Raw genomic sequence first — 19,934 nt, forward strand, 5'->3', positions numbered from 1 at the left:
CCAAGCTTTTCTGGTCGGAACCCCCTAAGCCGAGTTTTCAAGGTGCTGCGCCGTCCACTTGGTTTTCGAGACTGGCCTTTTAATTCTAACGTAAAGCCAACCTAGAACGGCGGGGTTTCAGACCCAAAATTTCCGATGACGATAATTTCATCCATAGATAAAAATCTATGACTAAAGACGTAACAATTGATTGACCTTATGGATTGCATGATTGAAGCTGTGTGAGTTAGATCACTCAGGTAGTCGCAAAACTCAAGTTTGAATTGTGCCGATGATTCCCGTTTTGTCACCATTTTCAAAAGTACAGGTGATCGCCGTAACGAAGAACCGAATGGAACCCTTATATAGAAAGGCATTTAGCGATTTTTGTCAATTGTTTTTGCTCTAGAGCGAACTAATCAATTAAGTCTCTTGCCAGATAAGGATTTAGTCGATTTATGCCCCCCTATCGAATCATACCAAGTAACGAAGAACCAGAATTATTTGCGCTCAATCTGTTTAACCCGAAATAGATTTAGGATTTTGGCGATCGCCTCTAGCTCTTGAAAAAGAGGATAATTCCGTGAGTAATAATAGAGTAGAGAGTTTATTTGAATAGATATAGACGAAAGACCTGCAAATTGTCTAAATCGAGATATCTAGCTGACATCGTGACTGTGAATTTCTCCACAGTCAATACTAAAAATTTATTTAGAATCATATAGGACTTACGCAAGATGTGACTGAAAACCTTATTCTTGCGTAGGGGTAATTCATGAATTACCCCTACTTTCGTTCCCTTTTGCGTAAGTCCTGTCATACTGTTTGACATAGAGTAACACATAAGTTACTATAGCAGTATGTCTATTATCAAAGTTCAAGAATATCTTCAAGAAGATGGTTCAAGTCCTTACCAAGAATGGTTTAATAGCTTGGATACCCAAGCAGCTGCGAAGGTAACAGTTGCTAAGTCTCGTTTGGAATTAGGCAATACATCAAATGTTAAATGGTTTGATGGAATTGGGGAATATAAGATTGATTGGGGTCCAGGATACCGAATTTATCTAGCTCAAGATGGTAAACAGCTTATAGTTTTATTTGGTGGGGGAACAAAGAAAAATCAGCAATCTGATATTAATCGTGCTAGAGAATTATACCAAGAGTACAAAAGACGAAAAAAAGAAATTAGCAAAGAGCAAAAATTTGACAATGATAGTAGAGAGAAAAGGTAGTTATTATGGCACTAACTAGAGACTTTAAAGAAACCGTTAATGCACGAGTGCAAAGAGATTCTGAGTTTGCGATCGCTTTACTGGATGAAGCTATTTCTCTTTTCCTAAATGGTGAACCAGAAACAGCAAGATTAATTTTAAGAGATATTGTTAATGCAACTGTAGGTTTTGAACAGTTAGCAATTGAAACCTCTAAACCTAGTAAAAGTTTACATCGAATGTTATCAGCAAAAGGTAATCCGACGATGGATAATTTGACTGCTATTTTCAATGTTTTGCGGAAAAAACTGAATGTTGATATTAATGTGAAAACGACGGTTATTTACCATTAAAATTCCATTATCTTGAATAAAATAGCGATGGTGCGAAGCGAACTGACAAGTCAGCGCTTGCGCTATCGCATTTCCTCACATTGACAAAAAAAGACGATTCCTACGGAGTGCTTCGCTATTAAACCAGCGAGTCATAGGATTTTATGATTCACTGGAAATTTTGATTGTAGATGATTTTGGGGTTAAGGTGTTGGAATAGATCAACATTTACGCCCGAATTACAGTAATTCTATATTGATTTTCCGTCACCACCACCTCAGTGGATAATCTTTCTTCCATTGGTAAAGCATTTTTCCGTCTATCAAAGATAAATAACCAGCCAAAATCTAACCCCAAACGCCCTAAATAAGATTCTAATTGTTCAATTCCATCAGCTTGAGGATTGCGCTTTTTATCCCGCCATACTTTTAATTCAATCCCTAAAATTACATCTTGGTAACGCAGACATAGATCCATTCTATCACTACCAATGGCATATTCCCTTTCTAAAACTCCCCCACCATTAACCACACGATGTAAAAAAGCCATTAATACTATATGTGGTGCGATTTCATGATAGCTTGTACTACCTAATAATGGTTCGACCTGTTGTCGCCAAAACTTGAGAAATGCAGTTAATAAAGCATCTAGATTTAATTCACCCTCTGGGGTTAACCAAGTGGGTGCAATCATCGGTAAAGATGCCATTGGTGTCACGGTTAACACCCTGGGTAACACTTCTCGATAAATGGGATTAGCAATAGTTAATCCTCCATAAGGGTGCATTTTACATAATCCTAAATCTATGACAAATTGAATATCATCATTAGGTATATTTCCTAACTCTAAACCTGCTAACATCGGTTCAATAATGGCTTTAATTCTTGGTTCTCTTAACCTTTCCGCTAAACTATCTAAATGAGTATCTTGACGTGCAATTAATATTTCTTTAGCTGTTAAAATGTGTTCTCTGGTAATAGTGATATTTCTATCTTTTACTATTTTTTCTACAATTTCTTTAGCTAAAGCATTAACTAACCAGGGTTGTCCTTAAGTTAAATCATAAGCTGTTTCTATTGCTTCTGGTGTGAAAAATTGTCCAGTTGCTGCCGTATGCTGTTGATATAATTCTCCTACTTCTTCGAGATTAAAATTTCGCATAGTCAGAGAAGCAACTTTTATATTAAAAGGACTGGATGTATTTAATCTATCACTACCTCCTGATGCTACTTTATAATCTCGCACATCTCGTAAACCAATTAATCCTACTGATGAGGGAAAATTTTCAGGACGTTTAGGAAAAACATCTCTTAACTGTCGTAAAACTGATATTAATGTTTGGTCTTGTAAAGAGTCAATTTCATCTATAAATAATACTATGGGACGATTGATAGCTTTTGCCCAACCTCTTAAAAAAGCCTTAATTCTGCTTCCTGGTTCTTCCTGTTGCCATTGTTTAGCAGCTGGTTGTAATTCTTCAGGTAAACTATCCTCAATTGTATTATACCAAGTTCCTAAAATTGCCAATTCTGCGGCAGTAGGATCATGATTAAATGCACTTCCTACTTCTACCGATACCATGACTGCGGCATAATTTCCAGTATCAGTAAGTTGTTTTGCTAGGGATAACATAGCGGCGGTTTTCCCTGTTTGTCGTGGTGCGTGAAGAACAAAATAACTACGTTGTTGAATTAGCTCCTCTAAATCTGGTAATCTGACTGTGGGAGAGAGCATATAATGGATATCGTCTGAACAGGGACCTGCAATATTAAACCAGCGAGTCATAGAATTTTGGTAATAGGTGAACTCTTTAAGTTTAGACATTTTTTATGCTCTTGATACATTATTAAAACCACCAGCTAATGAGAGTTGGTTAATTCGGCAATTAATTGTTCAGGAGTGATAATTCGTGGTGTGACAATGGGGAAATCTTGAGGATTACGGGTAATAATTGCATCTAATTGATTAACTACCGCAGTAGAGTATTGAATAGAATCTTCAAAATCCTGAAAATTTGTTGTGAAAGCCATTCTAATTGCAGCCTGATTTACTGTAGCAATTTGACAAAAAGTAAGTATTTCTTGCAAAAACTCAATAGTTAAATCTCGACCTTTTTGTTTACGAATAAGATAATAAAGGTCACTAATAGTTGATGCGGAAATGTAGCCTTCTATTTGTCCCTGTTCAACAAATGCCAAAACTGTCTCGCTATTAGTAAAGTAAGGCTGTCTTTCCAGGGCAATATCTATAATGATGTTGGTATCAAGCAAGACTTTCACAGGTTATGTTTCTCCTTTAAATATTCCCATTTAGCTTGATCTGGATCAAAATCAGGAGGTGCAGGTTGGGTTTTCTCAAACCAGTTTTGCAAAACCTTGATTTTAGTTGGTCTTTTTGGTGTTTCTGGTGCTGGTTCAGTGGTTGGGGTTGTGGTATGATCAAGGGTGTCTGTGGCTGCCCAAACTACAATTTCCACGTTTCCGGGGGGTAAATTCAGGGGTTCGGTAATCAGCAAGTTACCAGATTGATCAATTTTTCCTTTGAGTTTGTATGCTTGCATGATGTTTTTTATGATACTCTGTTTTTATATCATATCATAGTGAACAAAATTCACGCTCTAAATTTGGGTTTAAATCATGATAACTACACTAATCGAACGAGAAGCAGAACCAATTTTAATTAGCGACTTAACCTGGAGAGAATTCAAAGCTGTTGAACAGCTGATCGATCGCCCAGGGTTAAGGTTATCTTTTTTAGATGGAGTTTTGGAGATTAGAAAAATGCCAGGGAAAAAACACGAAACTATCAAAAAACGTATTGCCTCTTTAGTAGAAATTTATTTAGAATTTTTGGGATTAGATTTTACTCCTACTGGTTCTGTCACCCTAGAAAATGAATTTGAAAAGGTTAAAAGAGAAGGTGATGAATCCTATGAATTGGGAGCAAATAGAAAACATCCTGATTTAGTGATTGAGGTGGTTGTTAGTAGTGGGGGAATTAATAAACTGGAAGCATACAAACGGTTACAAATTCCTGAAGTTTGGTTTTGGATGAATGATGAGTTATTGTTTTATAGTTTAGGAAATGATGGTTATGAGGCTGTTAGTAAATCGCAACTTTTACCGAATTTAGATGTAGGTTTATTGATGCGTTGTATTAATACAGAAAATCATGCTCAAGCACTGCGGGAATTTAGAGCAGGGATAAAAATTATTGAATCAACATAACCATATAAAATGCTGATTTTTTCCGCCTATCTAAAGATTATGGGTTAACTTAACAGTTGCAGAATGCCAAGAGTTAAATTCTAAATATTCCATCAAAAGGGAACAAGTCTTTAACCGTTTCATCGCCTCCGTATTATTAGAAGAAAGACGAGCAGATAATATTCCTGCTTGGCAAGGAATTAGGATTATAAGAGAAAGGATTTAATAGCGATATGAATCCTTTAAAAGACAGTATTTTTTGAAAAATGCTCTCATACTAAATCCGTTTATTAAAAACTGATTATTTATTCTCCCCTTTGCCTTTTGCCTCTTGCCTTTTGCCTCTTGCCTTTTGCCTGTCTTGATATGTAGCCTATACTCAACAGATTTAATATTATTCATTCTTAATTCTCCTGACTTGAAAGAGGGTGTAGGGTGTGGGGTGTAGGGAAGGAAACCTCTTTCATCTCTGGTGGTGAAAATTGTTTCATCGGGACTGACTCCTGACTACTGGCTACTGACTCCTAACCAACCAAGACAATTTTTGATTTTTAGAAGAGGTTTATAATCAACAGCTTATCTAGCTGATGGCTGACGGCTGATGGCTTTGATATAGAGGATTAAATGAACATACTAATGGATTGCTAAGGCAATTCTTTCCCAGACAAACAAATTGCAGAATCAAGAAACCTGCTGAACTTGAAAGATTGTTTGATTTGATTAATCACAGACCTCGAAAATACCTTGACTATCAAACTCCCGATGAAGTATTCTACAAACATACTTCAGACTTCTTTGCATTTCAGATCTGAATCGGCGATTTAAACTCAGGGCATTGCATTTTGATTTCCTACATTCATATCTCTGTTATGCAACGCAAAAACATCATAATACATTAAGGATACAGTAGTAAAAAAATTATGAAGGTTAATATTTGAATTAAAATTTTCCAGTTTTGTTGTTTCCTCAAACAACTCCCTGCTTACAAAATCCCAAACTTGGGATTGTTCATTATCTAGACAAAAACTTCTTAATTTCAGAAATAAGTGATTTTGAGAACAAGCTAGAAAATTGTAGCGATTAAAGGAAGGATTACTGTCGATTGCATTTTTACTGGTAGTCTTTATCTTTATCTTTATCTTTATCTTTTTTTGTAAATAACTTCCTAATAAGTTAATGAGAACATTTTGGGAACGCCAAGTTTGATTATTGAAGGGAAGTTGATGTAGTGAGGGAATTTTTCTGATTATTTCGTAATGGATAGGTGATGTATATCTTCTTTGGGCAGACATACCAAATGCTACTTCTAAAAGAGGACGAGTACAAAACAATTCAAATGAGTTTTTTGACCTGACTTGATTTCCAAGCCAGCGTCTCATACGTTCTTGAGTATAGAAGAAGTCTAGTATATCTGCGGGCGGAATACCATCATTGAAGCAATTTTGTACGAATTCATTCAAATATTGTTTAACTAAAAATTGTCCTTCTGTCTTAGCAATTGTCTTAAACTTAAATGTTTGATTAGTCAGATACTTCTGTATCGTGTTTTTTTCATATCCATGCCGTCCCATTAAAAAAGCAGCATCACAATAATTTCCTCTAACAATTTCCCCTCCTCCTCCTCCTAGATATATCGAGGTGTCTTGACTATTCTCTAATTTTGATATTGCGATCAAGTCTGGTGCATACATCAAATTAACCATACCATCAGATTGTTTCATTAAACTTAAACTTATGGTATCCCACATTTCAACTATTTCTCTTTCTATCACTGTCACTATTTGGTGATCAAGAGTCATATTTTGGGCAATTGCTTTAGCAATTGTTGCATCATAACTATCAGGATGTCCATAGGTAAAGTATTCTGCGTTAATTTCGGCTAAATTCAAAATAGTTAGGAGAAGTCGCGTATCTAGTCCCCCTGTTAAGCCACATCTAATCCTTCTGAAATTAGTTTGTAAGATTTCACACATTCCAATTAACCTACTCAATAATAACTCGATATTCGGATACTTTAAGTTGTTTTCTGAATAAGGTTTCTGTTCTGAATAGGTTTTCTGTTTTGGTACTGGTAAATTTATATCAAATTGCCAATGTTGTGCGCTAGGTATAACTTTCACTCCTGAACATAAAGTTCTATCATGTCCAGTCCATCCTAGACAAAGAAATAGATTAACTCCTAGTGAATCAAAAGAGGTCGAGTTAATTACTTTTTGAATTAGACTTACACTATTACTAATTAACCATGTTTTTCCACGATTCCAGTAATAAACTTGATAGAGTCCAAGGTAATCGTTAACAACTTCAATTTTAAGTGGGTGGATAGATATCTTAATAGCGACAAACTTCCCTTCTAAGACTGAAAATATTTCCCGCCAGTGATCATTTAATTCTCTTGCATTCTGAGTATTAAAAGTATTTTGATAATTAACTATTACTCCATCATAAAAAACAACGGTATCCTGATCATAGAAAACATTAGAATTAACAAATGGTTGTGATTCTGGAATATATCCAAATATTGAGCCACTCTCGAATTTACAAGACCATAATTTCGATGAATCTAATGAAGGATAGCTTTTGGATGTTTGAGCAAGTTGATCCAAAACTATATGTTGAATTTTGCTTGATATGTGCCAGCCTATAATAAATAAGTTCATTGGGTTATCCTCTAAATCACAGTAACCGTTTAACCGTTTAGGGGGGAAAAATTATGCTAACATAGAAAGTGGCAAGTGGCAAGGTCTGGCAAGTTCGCAGCTTTCTTTTCACTGATTACTGTTTCTGACAGGGGGACAAGCGAGCTAGAAAACTTGCCAACAAAGGCTTCTGGCTTCTCTCACTGGAAATAGATCTAGCGATTCTAGGCAAAAAGCTAAGGAAAGAATTAGGGGTAGGAGCGAGCTTACTAGGAATTATTATTAATAAGTGAGAGATGGTGCGGCGAACTTTTTCGAGCTAAAACCATGAAAAGCTTGCGATATATGGATTTCAGCCTTCTTGTCCCCCTGTCAGTTACTGATTACTGTTTACTGATTACTGATCACTGAAAAATCAACTCAATAACCAATCTAGATGATTCTGTAAACATTGCTTGAGTTCGTAGCGTTGTTTGATGGTTTCCCTCGCATTTAAACGCAGATTTTGCCACCCCTGGGGATAATTTAACACTTCATCCACGCGATCGGCTATTTGTTGAGGAGAAAAGAAATCCACTAATAAACCATTTTCCCCATCAGTAATTAATTCTCGCACGGGGGGAGTATCGGAACCAATCACCACGCAACCCATGGCCATAGCCTCTAACATTGACCAGGACAGCACAAAAGGACGGGTAAGATAGATATGGGCCGCCGATGCCTGTAAAACCTGTTTATATTGACCGTAGGGCAGAGAACCGGTAAAATGCACCCGGGATAAATCCAAAGAAAGGCTTTCTAACATCAATTGTTTATAGGTTTTGCCGTCCGGTAGAGTTTTCCCATAAGCGACCCGATCCTCACCGACAATCACCACATGACAGTTAGGCCGACGGGCTAAAATTAGGGAAACAGCCGTCATAAATTGGGGAAAACCGCGATAGGGTTCCATTCCCCGGGTTGCATAGGTGACAATCTCCTTAACACCGGATAAATCTAAACCTATCTCTGGAATCACTAACTGCACATCGGGACGGGGACAGAAATAGTCCGTATCGATGCCATCGTGTAAAACTGTCAGTTTCGAGTGAAATTCGCTGGGAAATTGTTGTTTTTGCCAGATAGTCGGCGATAAACCTCGATCGCAACTGACCAGATCGATGAGGATTGGCGCATTTTTAATTCTAATCCGGGCCTCGGCATCAGCATTAAGGGGATCCGCCGGATCAAAATCAGCATCGGAACCATGGGCATGATAAAACCATTCAAAATAGGCTAAAAACTTAGTTTTCGGGAAAATATCCTTGATAAATAGACCCGGCCCCCAGCCAGAATGTGCATAGACAATATCGGGATAAAATCCTTGATTTTTCAGTTGTTGGCAAACAGCATAAACCGCTTGACCTTGTAAAACCGCACTTTCAAGGGGACGGACATAATGATGGGTTTGGGGAGAAACAGCGCGACTTTCCTTGTAAATAAATTTTTTTACCCCCGCTATCTCTCCCTCTTGCCGGGTAGTGCCGAAAATCACTTGATTTCCAGGTTTTTGAGCTAAAACCGTGATTAAATGGCGAAATTGGGCGGGAAAATTGGAATGAAGGAATAAAAATTTCATCGCGGGTAAAGGTTTAGAAAAAGCGATCGCTAATCGTACATTGTCCCTGAAAACGGATCAGATGATCGCATAATACCAAAGCCATCATCGCTTCCACCATCGGGACGGCCCGGGGTAAAACACAAGGATCGTGTCTTCCTTTGGCTGCCAGGGTGGTTTCTTCCCCGGTGCGCGTCACGGTTTTTTGTTCTTTACCGATAGTCGCGGTGGGTTTAAAAGCGATGCGGATAATAATATTTTCACCGTTACTGATTCCCCCTTGGATACCCCCCGAACGATTGCTAGTGGTGCGAATTTCCCCGTTATCATCGATAAAATACTCGTCATTGTGTTCGCTGCCGGTTAAGAAGGTTCCCGCGAATCCCGATCCGATTTCAAATCCCTTACTCGCGGGTAAGGACATCATCCCCTTAGCTAAATCGGCTTCTAGCTTATCAAAAACGGGTTCTCCTAGACCTTTCGGCACATTTCTGGCTACACATTCCACCACACCGCCGATCGAGTCCTTATTCAGGCGAATTTGGTCGATCAGGGCGATCATTTTGGCGGCCGTTTCCTCGTTGGGACAACGCACCATATTACTTTCCACCTCGTCGAGGGTGACGGTGTTGGGGTCGATGATTGCCTCAATATCTTTAATTCGCTTCACATAACCGATAATCTCGACATTATAGACAGATTTAAGGATTTTTTTAGCGATCGCTCCTGCGGCCACCCGGCCGATGGTTTCCCGGGCCGAGGATCTGCCTCCTCCTTTCCAGTTGCGAATGCCGTATTTTGCTTCGTAGGTGGCATCCGCATGGGAAGGTCGGAATTTCTCGGCCATTTCGTTGTAATCTTGCGAGCGAGCATCCTGATTCCGCACTAAAATAGCGATCGGTGTACCGAGGGTTTTGCCTTCAAAAACGCCCGAAATTATCTCACAAAGGTCATTTTCCCGACGCGGGGTCACGATTCTGCTTTGTCCCGGTTTGCGACGGTCTAAATCGATTTGAATCTCCTCTTCGGAAATTTCTAAGCGCGGGGGACAACCATCGATAACCACTCCTACCCCACCCCCGTGAGATTCTCCAAAAGTGGAAACCCGAAATAGTCGTCCGAAAGTGTTACCCATAATCTCAATATCTATTAAGCCTCAAGGTTTTATTGTACCTGAGCGGTTATCGGTTTTTCGGGAATAGGGGTTGGGGGTTGGGAATTATGAATTATGAATTATGAATTATGAATTGGGTGGTGGGGTGGTGGGGTAGTGGGGAATTTAGCTGAAATTTCCCCATCTCCCTATCTCCCCATCTCCCTAAATCCCTATCTACTGCCTTCAGGTTAAGATTCCCAAAAAAAGGCTATTCTTTACCTTGATATCCCTTGGCGAAAATATGAATTATGAATTATGAATTATGAATTGGGTGGTGGGGTAGTGGGGAATTTAGCTGAAATTTCCCCATCTCCCTATCTCCCTAAATCCCTATCTACTGCCTTCAGGTTAAGATTCCCAAAAAAAGGCTATTCTTTACCTTGATATCCCTCGGCGAAAATTTGATGACTTCCTTGTTGGTTCACACTTATCCTTCTCTTGTCAAGGGTATTTTAATTAAACGTTACAAACGCTTTTTTGCCGATATACAACTGGACAACGGAGAATTAATTACGGCCCATTGCGCTAATACCGGACCGATGACAGATGTATGCGTAGAGGGTCAACCGGTTTATCTTTCCCGTAGTGATAACCCGAAGCGAAAATTAGCTTATACCTGGGAGATGATTCAACTGGGGGAGACTTGGGTGGGAGTTAATACCAATCTTCCTAATCAGGTGGTGAAAAATGCCCTGTTGGAAGGTGTTTTTCCCGATTTGGTCAAAAATGACACCGAAGTGCGATCGGAAGTGGCCTACGGTCAAAATAATGGCAGTAGAATTGATTTTTTGTTGACCCATGGTGATAATTCCCTCACCTATATCGAGGTTAAAAATACCACTTGGAATCAGGGAGAAACGGCACTTTTTCCCGATACTGTCACCACGCGAGGACAGAAGCATTTACAGGAATTAATGGCTTTATTGCCGGCAGCGGAAGCGATTATGCTCTACTTTATCAATCGCGGTGATTGTGACCGATTTGCTCCGGGGGATAGTAAAGATGCTAAATACGGGCAGTTATTGCGTCAAGCAGTGGCTAAAGGAGTCAAGGTTTTACCCTGTCGCTTCCAAGTGACACCCACGGGAATTTATTATTTAGGTTTAGCAGAATTGCAACTGTGACACCAGTGGTTTAGAGGGGCCAGCTTTTGACAAAATCCCCCAGACCGCAACTGACCTTGAAAAGCTTAGAGACACAGTTACCTGTGCCTCTGCTGGGGATTTTTGTCGATACATATTTGAGGTAATTTGTCAAGGTTTTTGATAACTAATTCCGTGGCGCATTTTCTCTAATTTCTGTTGCACCTGAGCATCGAGAGAATGGAATAAAAAACGCCCTTTGGGACTTTGAGAAGAACTCTGGGATTTTCTCAGACGACGACCGGTTAAATCCACCTCGATTTCCAGACGTTGAGCGGAAATCCACTGGGCCCCATAACCCATAACGGTCATTTTTTGGGCATTATCAGAAGTAGCGACGATAATCCGTCCGATAGCTGGGGCGCGATCGTGCCAAAAATCGGCACAGGTTTTCTCGATATAGGTGTCGGCGGTTTGAGCGTGAGCGGTAAAATAAACCGATAAATGGTTAGTGTAGCGTTCCTGGCTGCCGGGGGTATCTTGAAGGTAGGAATCGAAGACGATTTGGGTTTGATAACCCTGATGGTGGGTGTAACCGATTAGGGTTTCAATTAACTTGTCTCGCGCCGGTTCGAGACCGTGGCGATCGCTAATTTTTTTCAGGGACGGCCAGGCGCCGATGACGTTGTAGCCGTCAACCAGCAGAAGGGAACGATCAGAAGAATTAACCATGGCTTTGAGAGTAATTGGTGTAGCATTAAGGGCAGTTCTAAAAAACAGCATCTTAATGATATTAACAAAAAATTTAAGATTCTACTGCCGCACTTGCCAATAATCTCGCTTTTAATTCTAGGGGATTTCCCTGATCCGCTACCTTGCCACCCTCTAACAAAAATGCTCCATCGCTGTAATCCAATTCATCAAGGCGATGAGTCACCCAAAGGGCTGTAATACCTCGGTTTTTGACCAATTTCTGCACTTGAGAGACTAATTCTAACTGAGTATCCCCATCCAAAAGGGCGGTGGGTTCATCAAAGAGCAAAACCTCGCAATGACGAGCTAAAGCCCCCGCAATGGCGATTCTTTGCTTTTGTCCGCCACTGAGAGCATAGATCGGTCGTTTTTCCATTTCTAATAAATTCACCGCCCCTAGGGATTCCCGCACTCGCGCCCGAATTGCCGGCGTGGATAAACCCTCGGATACCAACCCAAAGGCCACATCTGCCCCCACTGTTGGCATAACTAACTGATGGTCGGGATTTTGAAAAACAAAACCGAGGGGGTTAGGTATCTCTATTTCCCCGCGACTAGGTTTTAATAATCCCGCTAAGAGCCGCAGCAGGGTTGATTTACCGCTGCCATTTGTCCCCAACAACATCCAAAATTCCCCTCTGGGAACTTGCAAAGAGCAGCCATTTAATACTGATTTCCCATTCGGCCAGCTAAACCAGATATCTTTTACTTTTATAGTCATGAATTATTAGCCTTTTCAGTTATCAGTTATCAGTTATCAGTTATCAGTTATCAGTTAAGCTAAGACTTATGGTTCTTCGGTTTGTGTTATGCAATGGACGGGAGCATAAGGGGTGTAACCCTTATATAGAAAGGCATTTGGCGATTTTTGTCAATTGTTTTTGATCTAGAGCGAACTAATCAATTAAGTCTCTTACCAGATAAGGATTTAGTCGATTTATGCCCCCCTATCGAACCATACCAAGTAACGAAGAGCCAGACTATTTAAACCGCTTATTCTTAATGATCAGCCGAATCTCCTCCACCCCCCCTTGCCCCCCCGACCCCCCCGATGTCGGGGGGGCAGGGGGGGTGGGGGGTTGGGGGGGTTGCCCCTTGCCTATTGCCTCGTCTCAACAAGCAATTTAAATTAAGTAGGGAGGCACAATTATTTGTAGGATGGGTTAGCGGTAGCGTAACATAATCGGGCGTTGGGTTTCATACTTCAACCCAACCTACGTTCATCTTATATTTAATTCCACCCACCTACTTATGAACAGCTTATCAGTTATCAGATTTGAGTTTTGAGTTTGGAGTAGAAAGTGTTATGTAGGCGGTTGCCGTTTTCTTGTCACTGATTACTGATTACTGCTCACTGATAACTGATGAAAGAACTATTCTGTGGCTAAAGCGACAAACCCCGGCGCTCTGCCGGTGGAGGCAGCCCCGGATTTTTGTGACACAATCACCGCACTGATTTGATCGCTAAAAACCGCCACCTTTTTATCGGTTTGTTTTTCGCAGGTTAATTCTAATAATTCGGGATTCGGCGATCGCATAGCGTTAAGAATTGTTTGATACAAAGCGTCTGCTCCTGCTTCTTCCTTGCGCTGCACGGAAATGGGGATGGGGGAGAGTTTCAGGGTAATATCGATCGAATACATAGTTTAGCGTTCCCTTCCAAAAAACAAGTCAAAAACCATTGTATAGCAGGGGTTGGGTGTTGGGGGTTGGGGTATTAGGGTTTTGGGGTATTAGGGTTTTGGGGTATTAGTTGAAATTCCCCGGCATTGCTGAATCAAGATATGAATCCTAATTCTGCACATATCCGCAAGTTAGTTTAGTCTAGGAGTTACGCACTGTACAAATTCACCATGATGTGTATGAACGAAAATCCGTCGTTTCAGACTTTTGGCGATTAACTTCTGCTCGATAGCGATCGCTGAAAAGTCATCAAAAAATCACGTTAAAATGCCCGAAACCCATACCTCATATTTGGTCGATCCTGTCAATGCGTAAGTCCTATAGTCCTAGGTTTTGAAAATTGCCTAGGAGGTGATTCATACTTAAAATCAGCAACGCCAAAATAGTTTGTAGGTTGGATTAAATGTCTTGAAGCACAACACCCGATCATAGAACTCCACACAATTAATTATAATCATCCCATAAGGGATATTTTGTTGGGTTTCGTTCCTCAACCCAACCTACAAAAACGGCGATCGCACTACCTTCTAGCTGACTTGTCCCCCTCTCAGGTTAAATACTCCATACCAATGATGTATTGCTAACCACCCGACTGATAACAAACCTGCTAAACTCAAGGTTAAACCACTAAAGGGAATTAATAATGCAAATACTGGTAAAATTGCTCCAGCAATAGTACAAATAATGGCGGCTAAAGCAGCGTGACGATTTGCACCTAAACCATAGATGAAACCGAGTAAAATCAAGGATATGATCAACCAAGCTATTTCTGCATTCATTACTCGCGCCAGATAGGTTAAAGTTAATAAGCAAGCAAAGAAAATACCCGCAGCAATCGCCAAATTTTTTAAACTCATGGGTAGGGACAAATATAAAAGCAATATCCACCACAAAAATAAGGCTGGTGCTAACAGTAATAACCGGGGCATAATCCCAGTTTTTCCTATTGGTTTGGTGGCAGTAAATACACCAAAGGGATTTCTTACAGAAACATTCTCATCGAATATCCAAGTAAATTGGGTACTGTCACCATCACTTTTAATTTCATGAGGAACTATCCCACTAGCAAAATCAGCATTTCTAAAATTAGCAATTGTTGTGAGGCGAAATTGAGAAAGTAATTGATCAGTGGCATTATAAACCCAACGTGGTCCACCTTGTGCTTGATAGCTAACTTTAATTGTGGTTTCTTGTCCTGTTTCTAACTGCAAAGGAAACCCATAATCTCCAGGGTTTATTTGTTTTAATCTTGTTCCATCTCTTTCTACTTTATAACTAGAAAGTAAGGAGTATCCTAAGGGTGGTGGTGCTTCAAAGAAGAAACTATTAACATCACTTAGTGAATTGACAATTTTATAATCAGCAGTGTAATCTATAAGATAAATGGCACTGCGACTTTGCACGTTTACACTTTGGTCAATTTTAACTTGAATGTTTGAACCTGCTACGTTTAAATAGCGAGTAACTTTTTGTTTATCTGTCACCTTGACTATTTTGCCGTTAACTTGAGTAGTATAGCTGTAAGGTTCTTCGACGATGTAACGCACTTGGGGCGCAATTTGTTCTAATTTATCACCTGCGACACTTTCCGCTACTTGTGCTACTTTTGCTTGTTCCCAGTAATGGTAACGGTTGCTTAAAGTAGAAGTGAGGAAAAATCCCGTAACTACTAAAATTAAAATTAGGGCTAAATGTTGTAGTTCTTTGAGAAGTTGGGAATAACGAATCGACCATTCCCCAAAGAAAATAGCTTGTTCGCTGGTGTTGCGTCTCAGAGAAAAACTGATGAGAGCGATCGCAACTCCCAAAGCTACAATTAAAAACGCAAACAATAGTGAACCTTGAATTAGTTGCGTACCAAACTTGATTAATTCCTCAGGATGTGTTAAATCTGGTAATCCTGGAATACCTTGAGCAATAGGAGACATAGGTAAATATGTAGATGTTCAGATATTGAAACAACTTGACAGATATAATTTCCAAAAGTTTCTGCAAAAATACTAGGAAAACATTGTTAATATTTTAGAAGTCAGGAGTCAGTCCTGATGAAAAAATTTTCACCCCCACAGATGAAAGCAGTAAATGTGTTCATAACCGATACCTAATTTCTAGGCTGACCAGAATACAAAATAATTATGACATGAATAGATAAGGGGAGCGCTAACAAATCTTGGTGCGTTCCCAGGAATTTATTGACGGAGTAATTAGGCGTTTTCGTGGGGAACGCACCCTACAGCTACAGCGATGGCTAATCTTGGTAATGATAGCGACAGGAAATAATTGTTAGATAATGATCATCGACAACATAGACAAGACGATTAGCTTCATCCGTACGGGACCAAAAACCTGACAAATTCTCTCTCAAGGGTTCAGGTTTACCGATTCCTTCAAAGGGATTGGATAGAGTATCTTGGATGAGCAGATTGATTCTTTTCAGGGTTTTCTTGTCCTGAGATTGCCAATAAAGATAATCTTTCCATGCTTTACTACCCCAAGCCAACTTACGCATCGATTAAATCATGTTCTTGTGTTTTACCTGCTTGATATTCTGCGATCGCTTCTTGCAAATGTTGAGCATTAGCCGGAGATTTTAAGAGATAAACTGTTTCCATCAGACTGTCATAATAACTTTTAGACATGATAACAACATCTTCTGTATCTCCTCTGACAATGAAAGTACAGTTTTTATCATTGGCTACTGTATCTATTACAGATTTAAAGTTTTTTCGGGCTTCACTAAAGTTGACAATGTTGACGCTCATCAGAGTTGTACATGGTTAAGTACAATTGTCATTATAGTTCTGTCCAAATCTGGTCGGCAAAACCCAAAGGCTTCGGGGAACGCACCCTAAAGATGCGATCGCTTGCTCAAAGTCCATAATCTTGGTGCGTTCCCAGGAATTTATTGGCGGAGTAATTAGGAATTGCATCAGGGAACGCACCCTACAATATCTGCGATCGCACTATGGATCGCAGCGGAATTGCCGTCCAGTGCAGCGCATTGTTGGGAGTCCATAAGTCTTTTGATCAGATCATTACTCATTAGAATTGCTTTTTGGTGATCATTTTGTGCAATACTAATTACTTCTTCAGCATCTTCATCACTGATCATTTCAAATTGTTTCTGGCTTGGACATAGGCAATCATTCAAATCCCTTGGTTCAAACTTGTCTAATTCATCACCATAACTTCGTTTATTGATTTTTATTATTTCCTGTCCAATATCACTGAGCAAATACACAAATAATTTATTAATACATTGTTCTCCGAATTTATTTGGATAAAAGGAATGAAAGCAGGTAAAATTTATTGCTGTTGTGAAATTGCGTATTACTTTTAACCTGCCCCTGCTAAAGACACCGAATAAAATTGGAGCCGGTTTTCTCTTTTCAATTTTGTACCAGGTGTTCCTTGTTTTTGTAAGATACCTCCCATGGTATCCCAATTTTTCGCCTTCTTTTATGTAATTTTGTATTTCAGAGTTGTCGTGGTCTTTTACATCTAAACAATGGACTGGCTTATCCTCATTGTATAGTATATTAAAATCATGCTCAGTAAATACTGCTTTGCGGATTTGAGAGCTTTTTGTAATACACTTACAAATATTGTTATCACTCAACTTCCGTTGCTCAATTTTTGATTTTTTTAACGCAAAAAATTCATTTGCGCCAGTAGCAATACCTCTCGTAAACGTACCGTATAGGGACAACTTACAGAAGCCATTTGGAGATACTTGTTCAGTGAACAATGATGAAATAATAGGTGTCCACTTTTGGTTGTATGGTAAATTCGATGGTTCGATTTCCCACTGATAGAATTTACTAATATCAGATATTTTATCTATTTCATCACTTTTTTTGATCTGTAAAATTTTAATGGTTTCTTTTTTTCCGTCATTTTTACAAAGAAGCACACAAACAGTTGTAGTTGCATCTGGGAAAATTTCTTTTTCATTGGCAAAGATTATTATTTGCTTCAATAAATGATTTTCGAGGAGACTTTTTTTGATTTCTTTTCCGTAGCCAGTATTAAAAAACTCAAAAGGCATAATATACGCCAAGTTACCATTAATTTTAAGTTCTCTTAAAGACTTGACAAGGAATACGGAAGATATATTAGAATAACCGATAAGTTTCTTACCTATTTTTTCTTCAATTTTTGGCAATATATCATGACGCTTAAGAAATTTCTGAAATCGCATATATGGTGGATTACAAATGATACCGTCAAATTTTTCAGTTTCAGCTTCGAGGTAATCACTATTGATAACTCTCAAATAAGGACTGTCACCCTTAGGATTAAGAAACTCAAATATATTTCTATCAATCTCATATCCAATGAAATGTACTTGATTACCTGAAGGTATTTTTATTGCTTCATCATAAAAAACGCCTAAGCCAAACGCTGGGTCTAATACTGTTTCCGGATTATCTTTTAAAACCCACTGTACCATGAGGCGAGCAACGCACATAGGTGTAAAAAACTGACCGTAATCCTTCCTATGATTAAGTGGAGTTTCAGCTATATATTTTAACTCACGCATTAATAACATCTCTTAGAAATATTTTATTATCAAGGTATCCCTTACCGCCTGCAAAAGTCACATAAAAAAGCAGACGACCCCTATCTAATTCTTTCAGAGCCGATTTATGTTCAGGCATATCAATTTTTCCAAGGACTTCTTTCCCAATTTGCACATTGATCTTGATCGTAGTTTTGCCTTGATTTTTTACATCTCTTTCTATTGAAAAATTATTTCCATCATTGTTATCGTTTGAAACCAGTGCTAAAATATCTTTAAATGATATTATATATGCCTTGTCAAAAAATACTTGTAGATAAAAATGCTTGACATTATATTTCTGAATCCACCTGTTGACCAAGGCAACATCTTCAATTTTTGGGGTAATGCCCAAATAATCGCGCTTGTGCAGTATTTTTATATTTTCTTTGAGATTCTTCAGTAATTCAGTTAGATTTCTTAACTCTTTTGTTGATGACCATGACGGACAACGAAAGTCTAATTCTCTAAAGGTGTCATCTGTAGCATTTGACATTAGATTGTAAATTGTCTGGTTTTTTCGCATTAATAGATCACCAAGGTCGGTATTGATTATGTCTTGTCTAATTTCTTCGCATTTTTTAATGGCCCGATCTTGTCTGTCCCGCATGAATGCCGCATATTTGTCTGCTAAAAAAGAACTTGATCTTACTTCAATCGCAGCCACAGCCTGTCTTATATGCTGATCATTTTTAATGTCAATACTTCCATCCGGAAAGTCTCTGACCTTAAATATCAAGATATCTGGCCTCTTACCTATGGCATTAAGTTCACTCTGATATTCCATATAGAAATCAGCAAATCCATCATCACCTGCGGCTATTGATTCGGAACGCCCATATTTAACAGCAAAATAATCACCAGAATATTCATTGACTGCCTTAAAGACGATTGTTTCAGCCCAATCACCCTGTTCCTTGTTTGTGAGAAATTCGGAGTTAGCCATTGTTGGGGGCTTTCCAGTCATTTGTATTTCAGTATCAATCTCAAGTGGTGATTGCTTTATCAGGTTCAGAATATCATCTTTGTACATGAATTCTCCTTCTTGTTCAGCCCAGCCATCAATTATACCGCCTCCTGCGGTCGAGCAACCCCCTCTATTATAGTATCCCACTTCCATCGGTCTAACACCCCCTAAATAAAACCTAAATACCGCACTGCGGGGTTTAATCACCTCAATTTAGGGATAATTACCGCACAGAGGGGTCTAGCATTCCGCTCAAGACGTGAAGACGACAATACCAAGCAATTGAGGCGGCATATCTCCCCAAATCCCCATCTCCCCCCGCAACGCGCACGAAGTGGTCTCCCCCCGCAACGGCGGTTCGACAAGCTCACCGTCCGCTCGACTGAGCGTTCGACAAAAGCTCACGCCGAAGTCTTTGCCGAACGTCGCGCAGCAAGTGGTCTGCCGAAAAAATTTTAGATTTTTTTAAGATCGACCTAAAAAATCTTGGCCATTTTTCCCAATATAGTGTAAGTTAAGAAAAGTAAAGATTTCTCACAATTCTTCTACACATCTGCTGGCCTGCTCGGATAGATGGAGAAGAGAGCGCGGAATCTTAGCAATAATATACATTTTTCGGAGAAAACCCCCATGACCATTGCTGTCGGACGCGCCCCAGAAAGAGGGCTGTTTGATGCTCTCGATGACTGGCTCAAAAGAGACCGTTTCGTCTTCATCGGTTGGTCTGGTTTACTACTCTTCCCCTGCGCCTTCATGGCCCTAGGTGGA

Annotated in this window: 18 protein-coding genes and 4 pseudogenes; 7 read left to right on the forward strand and 15 right to left on the reverse strand. The window is 39.4% G+C overall.

The features are described from left to right. Positions 1-360: 360 nt before the first annotated feature. The 3 genes and pseudogenes from O9324_RS10625 to O9324_RS10635 form a co-directional block, all read left to right on the forward strand. Positions 361-546 (forward strand): annotated as a pseudogene (locus O9324_RS10625) (hypothetical protein); the annotation flags it as partial. Between the two features lie 293 nt (positions 547-839). Continuing rightward, the gene (locus O9324_RS10630; protein ID WP_002754997.1) at positions 840-1,211 is read left to right on the forward strand and encodes a type II toxin-antitoxin system RelE/ParE family toxin; all 372 of its coding nucleotides are present in this window, start codon (positions 840-842) and stop codon (positions 1,209-1,211) included. Positions 1,212-1,216: 5 nt separating this feature from the next. Continuing rightward, entirely contained in the window at positions 1,217-1,543 is a 327-nt protein-coding gene (locus tag O9324_RS10635) for a helix-turn-helix domain-containing transcriptional regulator (protein WP_002754998.1), read from the forward strand. Positions 1,544-1,750: 207 nt separating this feature from the next. Here O9324_RS10635 and O9324_RS10640 read toward each other — a convergent pair. The 3 genes and pseudogenes from O9324_RS10640 to O9324_RS10650 all read right to left on the reverse strand — a co-directional run bounded on the left by O9324_RS10640 (position 1,751) and on the right by O9324_RS10650 (position 4,082). Beyond that, a pseudogene (locus O9324_RS10640) lies at positions 1,751-3,307 on the reverse strand (ATP-binding protein). 74 nt (positions 3,308-3,381) lie between these two features. After that, positions 3,382-3,801: a type II toxin-antitoxin system VapC family toxin gene (locus O9324_RS10645; RefSeq protein ID WP_288140164.1), complete on the reverse strand. Its 420-nt coding sequence runs from the start codon at positions 3,799-3,801 to the stop codon at positions 3,382-3,384. After that, positions 3,798-4,082, reverse strand: a complete 285-nt coding sequence (locus O9324_RS10650; RefSeq protein WP_288118967.1) for a hypothetical protein — start codon at positions 4,080-4,082, stop codon at positions 3,798-3,800. The genes O9324_RS10645 and O9324_RS10650 overlap by 4 nt, the downstream gene beginning before the upstream one ends. 76 nt (positions 4,083-4,158) lie before the next feature. Between O9324_RS10650 and O9324_RS10655 the strand changes: the two genes are divergently transcribed. Next, positions 4,159-4,749: a Uma2 family endonuclease gene (locus O9324_RS10655; protein WP_288140165.1), complete on the forward strand. Its 591-nt coding sequence runs from the start codon at positions 4,159-4,161 to the stop codon at positions 4,747-4,749. A gap of 201 nt (positions 4,750-4,950) precedes the next feature. On the opposite strand, the gene O9324_RS10660 is transcribed toward O9324_RS10655, so the two are convergent. Further along, entirely contained in the window at positions 4,951-5,130 is a 180-nt protein-coding gene (locus O9324_RS10660) for a hypothetical protein (RefSeq protein WP_052277841.1), read from the reverse strand. 212 nt (positions 5,131-5,342) lie between these two features. On the opposite strand from O9324_RS10660, the pseudogene O9324_RS10665 reads away from it, so the two are divergent. Beyond that, positions 5,343-5,540 (forward strand): annotated as a pseudogene (locus O9324_RS10665) (IS30 family transposase); the annotation flags it as partial. 15 nt (positions 5,541-5,555) lie between these two features. Here O9324_RS10665 and O9324_RS10670 read toward each other — a convergent pair. The 3 genes from O9324_RS10670 to aroC all read right to left on the reverse strand — a co-directional run bounded on the left by O9324_RS10670 (position 5,556) and on the right by aroC (position 10,099). Further along, positions 5,556-7,388: an asparagine synthetase B family protein gene (locus O9324_RS10670; RefSeq protein ID WP_288140166.1), complete on the reverse strand. Its 1,833-nt coding sequence runs from the start codon at positions 7,386-7,388 to the stop codon at positions 5,556-5,558. Between the two features lie 394 nt (positions 7,389-7,782). Continuing rightward, positions 7,783-8,985: a glycosyltransferase family 4 protein gene (locus tag O9324_RS10675; RefSeq protein ID WP_288140167.1), complete on the reverse strand. Its 1,203-nt coding sequence runs from the start codon at positions 8,983-8,985 to the stop codon at positions 7,783-7,785. Positions 8,986-8,998: 13 nt separating this feature from the next. Continuing rightward, positions 8,999-10,099, reverse strand: a complete 1,101-nt coding sequence (gene aroC / locus O9324_RS10680; protein WP_288140168.1) for a chorismate synthase — start codon at positions 10,097-10,099, stop codon at positions 8,999-9,001. Positions 10,100-10,524: 425 nt separating this feature from the next. Between aroC and sfsA the strand changes: the two genes are divergently transcribed. Then, positions 10,525-11,244, forward strand: a complete 720-nt coding sequence (sfsA, locus tag O9324_RS10685) for a DNA/RNA nuclease SfsA (RefSeq protein ID WP_288140169.1) — start codon at positions 10,525-10,527, stop codon at positions 11,242-11,244. A 129-nt stretch (positions 11,245-11,373) separates the two neighbouring features. On the opposite strand, the gene O9324_RS10690 is transcribed toward sfsA, so the two are convergent. The 8 genes from O9324_RS10690 to O9324_RS10725 form a co-directional block, all read right to left on the reverse strand. Then, a complete protein-coding gene (locus O9324_RS10690) occupies positions 11,374-11,934 on the reverse strand; it encodes an NYN domain-containing protein (RefSeq protein WP_002742028.1) in 561 nt (186 codons plus the stop codon). A 73-nt stretch (positions 11,935-12,007) separates the two neighbouring features. Beyond that, the gene (locus tag O9324_RS10695; protein WP_287629551.1) at positions 12,008-12,676 is read right to left on the reverse strand and encodes an energy-coupling factor ABC transporter ATP-binding protein; all 669 of its coding nucleotides are present in this window, start codon (positions 12,674-12,676) and stop codon (positions 12,008-12,010) included. A gap of 652 nt (positions 12,677-13,328) precedes the next feature. Continuing rightward, positions 13,329-13,598 (reverse strand): UPF0367 protein family, encoded by a 270-nt coding sequence (locus tag O9324_RS10700; protein WP_002765920.1) that lies wholly within the window; start codon positions 13,596-13,598, stop codon positions 13,329-13,331. 567 nt (positions 13,599-14,165) lie between these two features. Continuing rightward, a complete protein-coding gene (locus O9324_RS10705; RefSeq protein ID WP_288140170.1) occupies positions 14,166-15,566 on the reverse strand; it encodes a UbiA family prenyltransferase in 1,401 nt (466 codons plus the stop codon). 320 nt (positions 15,567-15,886) lie between these two features. After that, complete coding sequence (locus tag O9324_RS10710) at positions 15,887-16,147, reverse strand: Txe/YoeB family addiction module toxin (RefSeq protein ID WP_002765923.1); 261 nt, start codon at positions 16,145-16,147, stop codon at positions 15,887-15,889. Then, positions 16,140-16,400, reverse strand: a complete 261-nt coding sequence (locus tag O9324_RS10715) for a type II toxin-antitoxin system Phd/YefM family antitoxin (RefSeq protein WP_002765925.1) — start codon at positions 16,398-16,400, stop codon at positions 16,140-16,142. Before O9324_RS10715 ends, O9324_RS10710 begins: the two co-directional genes overlap by 8 nt. 167 nt (positions 16,401-16,567) lie before the next feature. Further along, the gene (locus O9324_RS10720; protein ID WP_288140171.1) at positions 16,568-18,181 is read right to left on the reverse strand and encodes an HsdM family class I SAM-dependent methyltransferase; all 1,614 of its coding nucleotides are present in this window, start codon (positions 18,179-18,181) and stop codon (positions 16,568-16,570) included. Beyond that, the gene (locus O9324_RS10725; RefSeq protein ID WP_288140172.1) at positions 18,174-19,373 is read right to left on the reverse strand and encodes an AccI family restriction endonuclease; all 1,200 of its coding nucleotides are present in this window, start codon (positions 19,371-19,373) and stop codon (positions 18,174-18,176) included. Before O9324_RS10725 ends, O9324_RS10720 begins: the two co-directional genes overlap by 8 nt. Before the next feature lie 423 nt (positions 19,374-19,796). On the opposite strand from O9324_RS10725, the pseudogene O9324_RS10730 reads away from it, so the two are divergent. Beyond that, positions 19,797-19,934 (forward strand): annotated as a pseudogene (locus tag O9324_RS10730) (photosystem II D2 protein (photosystem q(a) protein)); the annotation flags it as partial.

Origin of the sequence: Microcystis sp. LE19-84.1B (genome assembly GCF_027531875.1) — a bacterium.
In the GTDB taxonomy this organism is placed as follows: domain Bacteria; phylum Cyanobacteriota; class Cyanobacteriia; order Cyanobacteriales; family Microcystaceae; genus Microcystis; species Microcystis panniformis.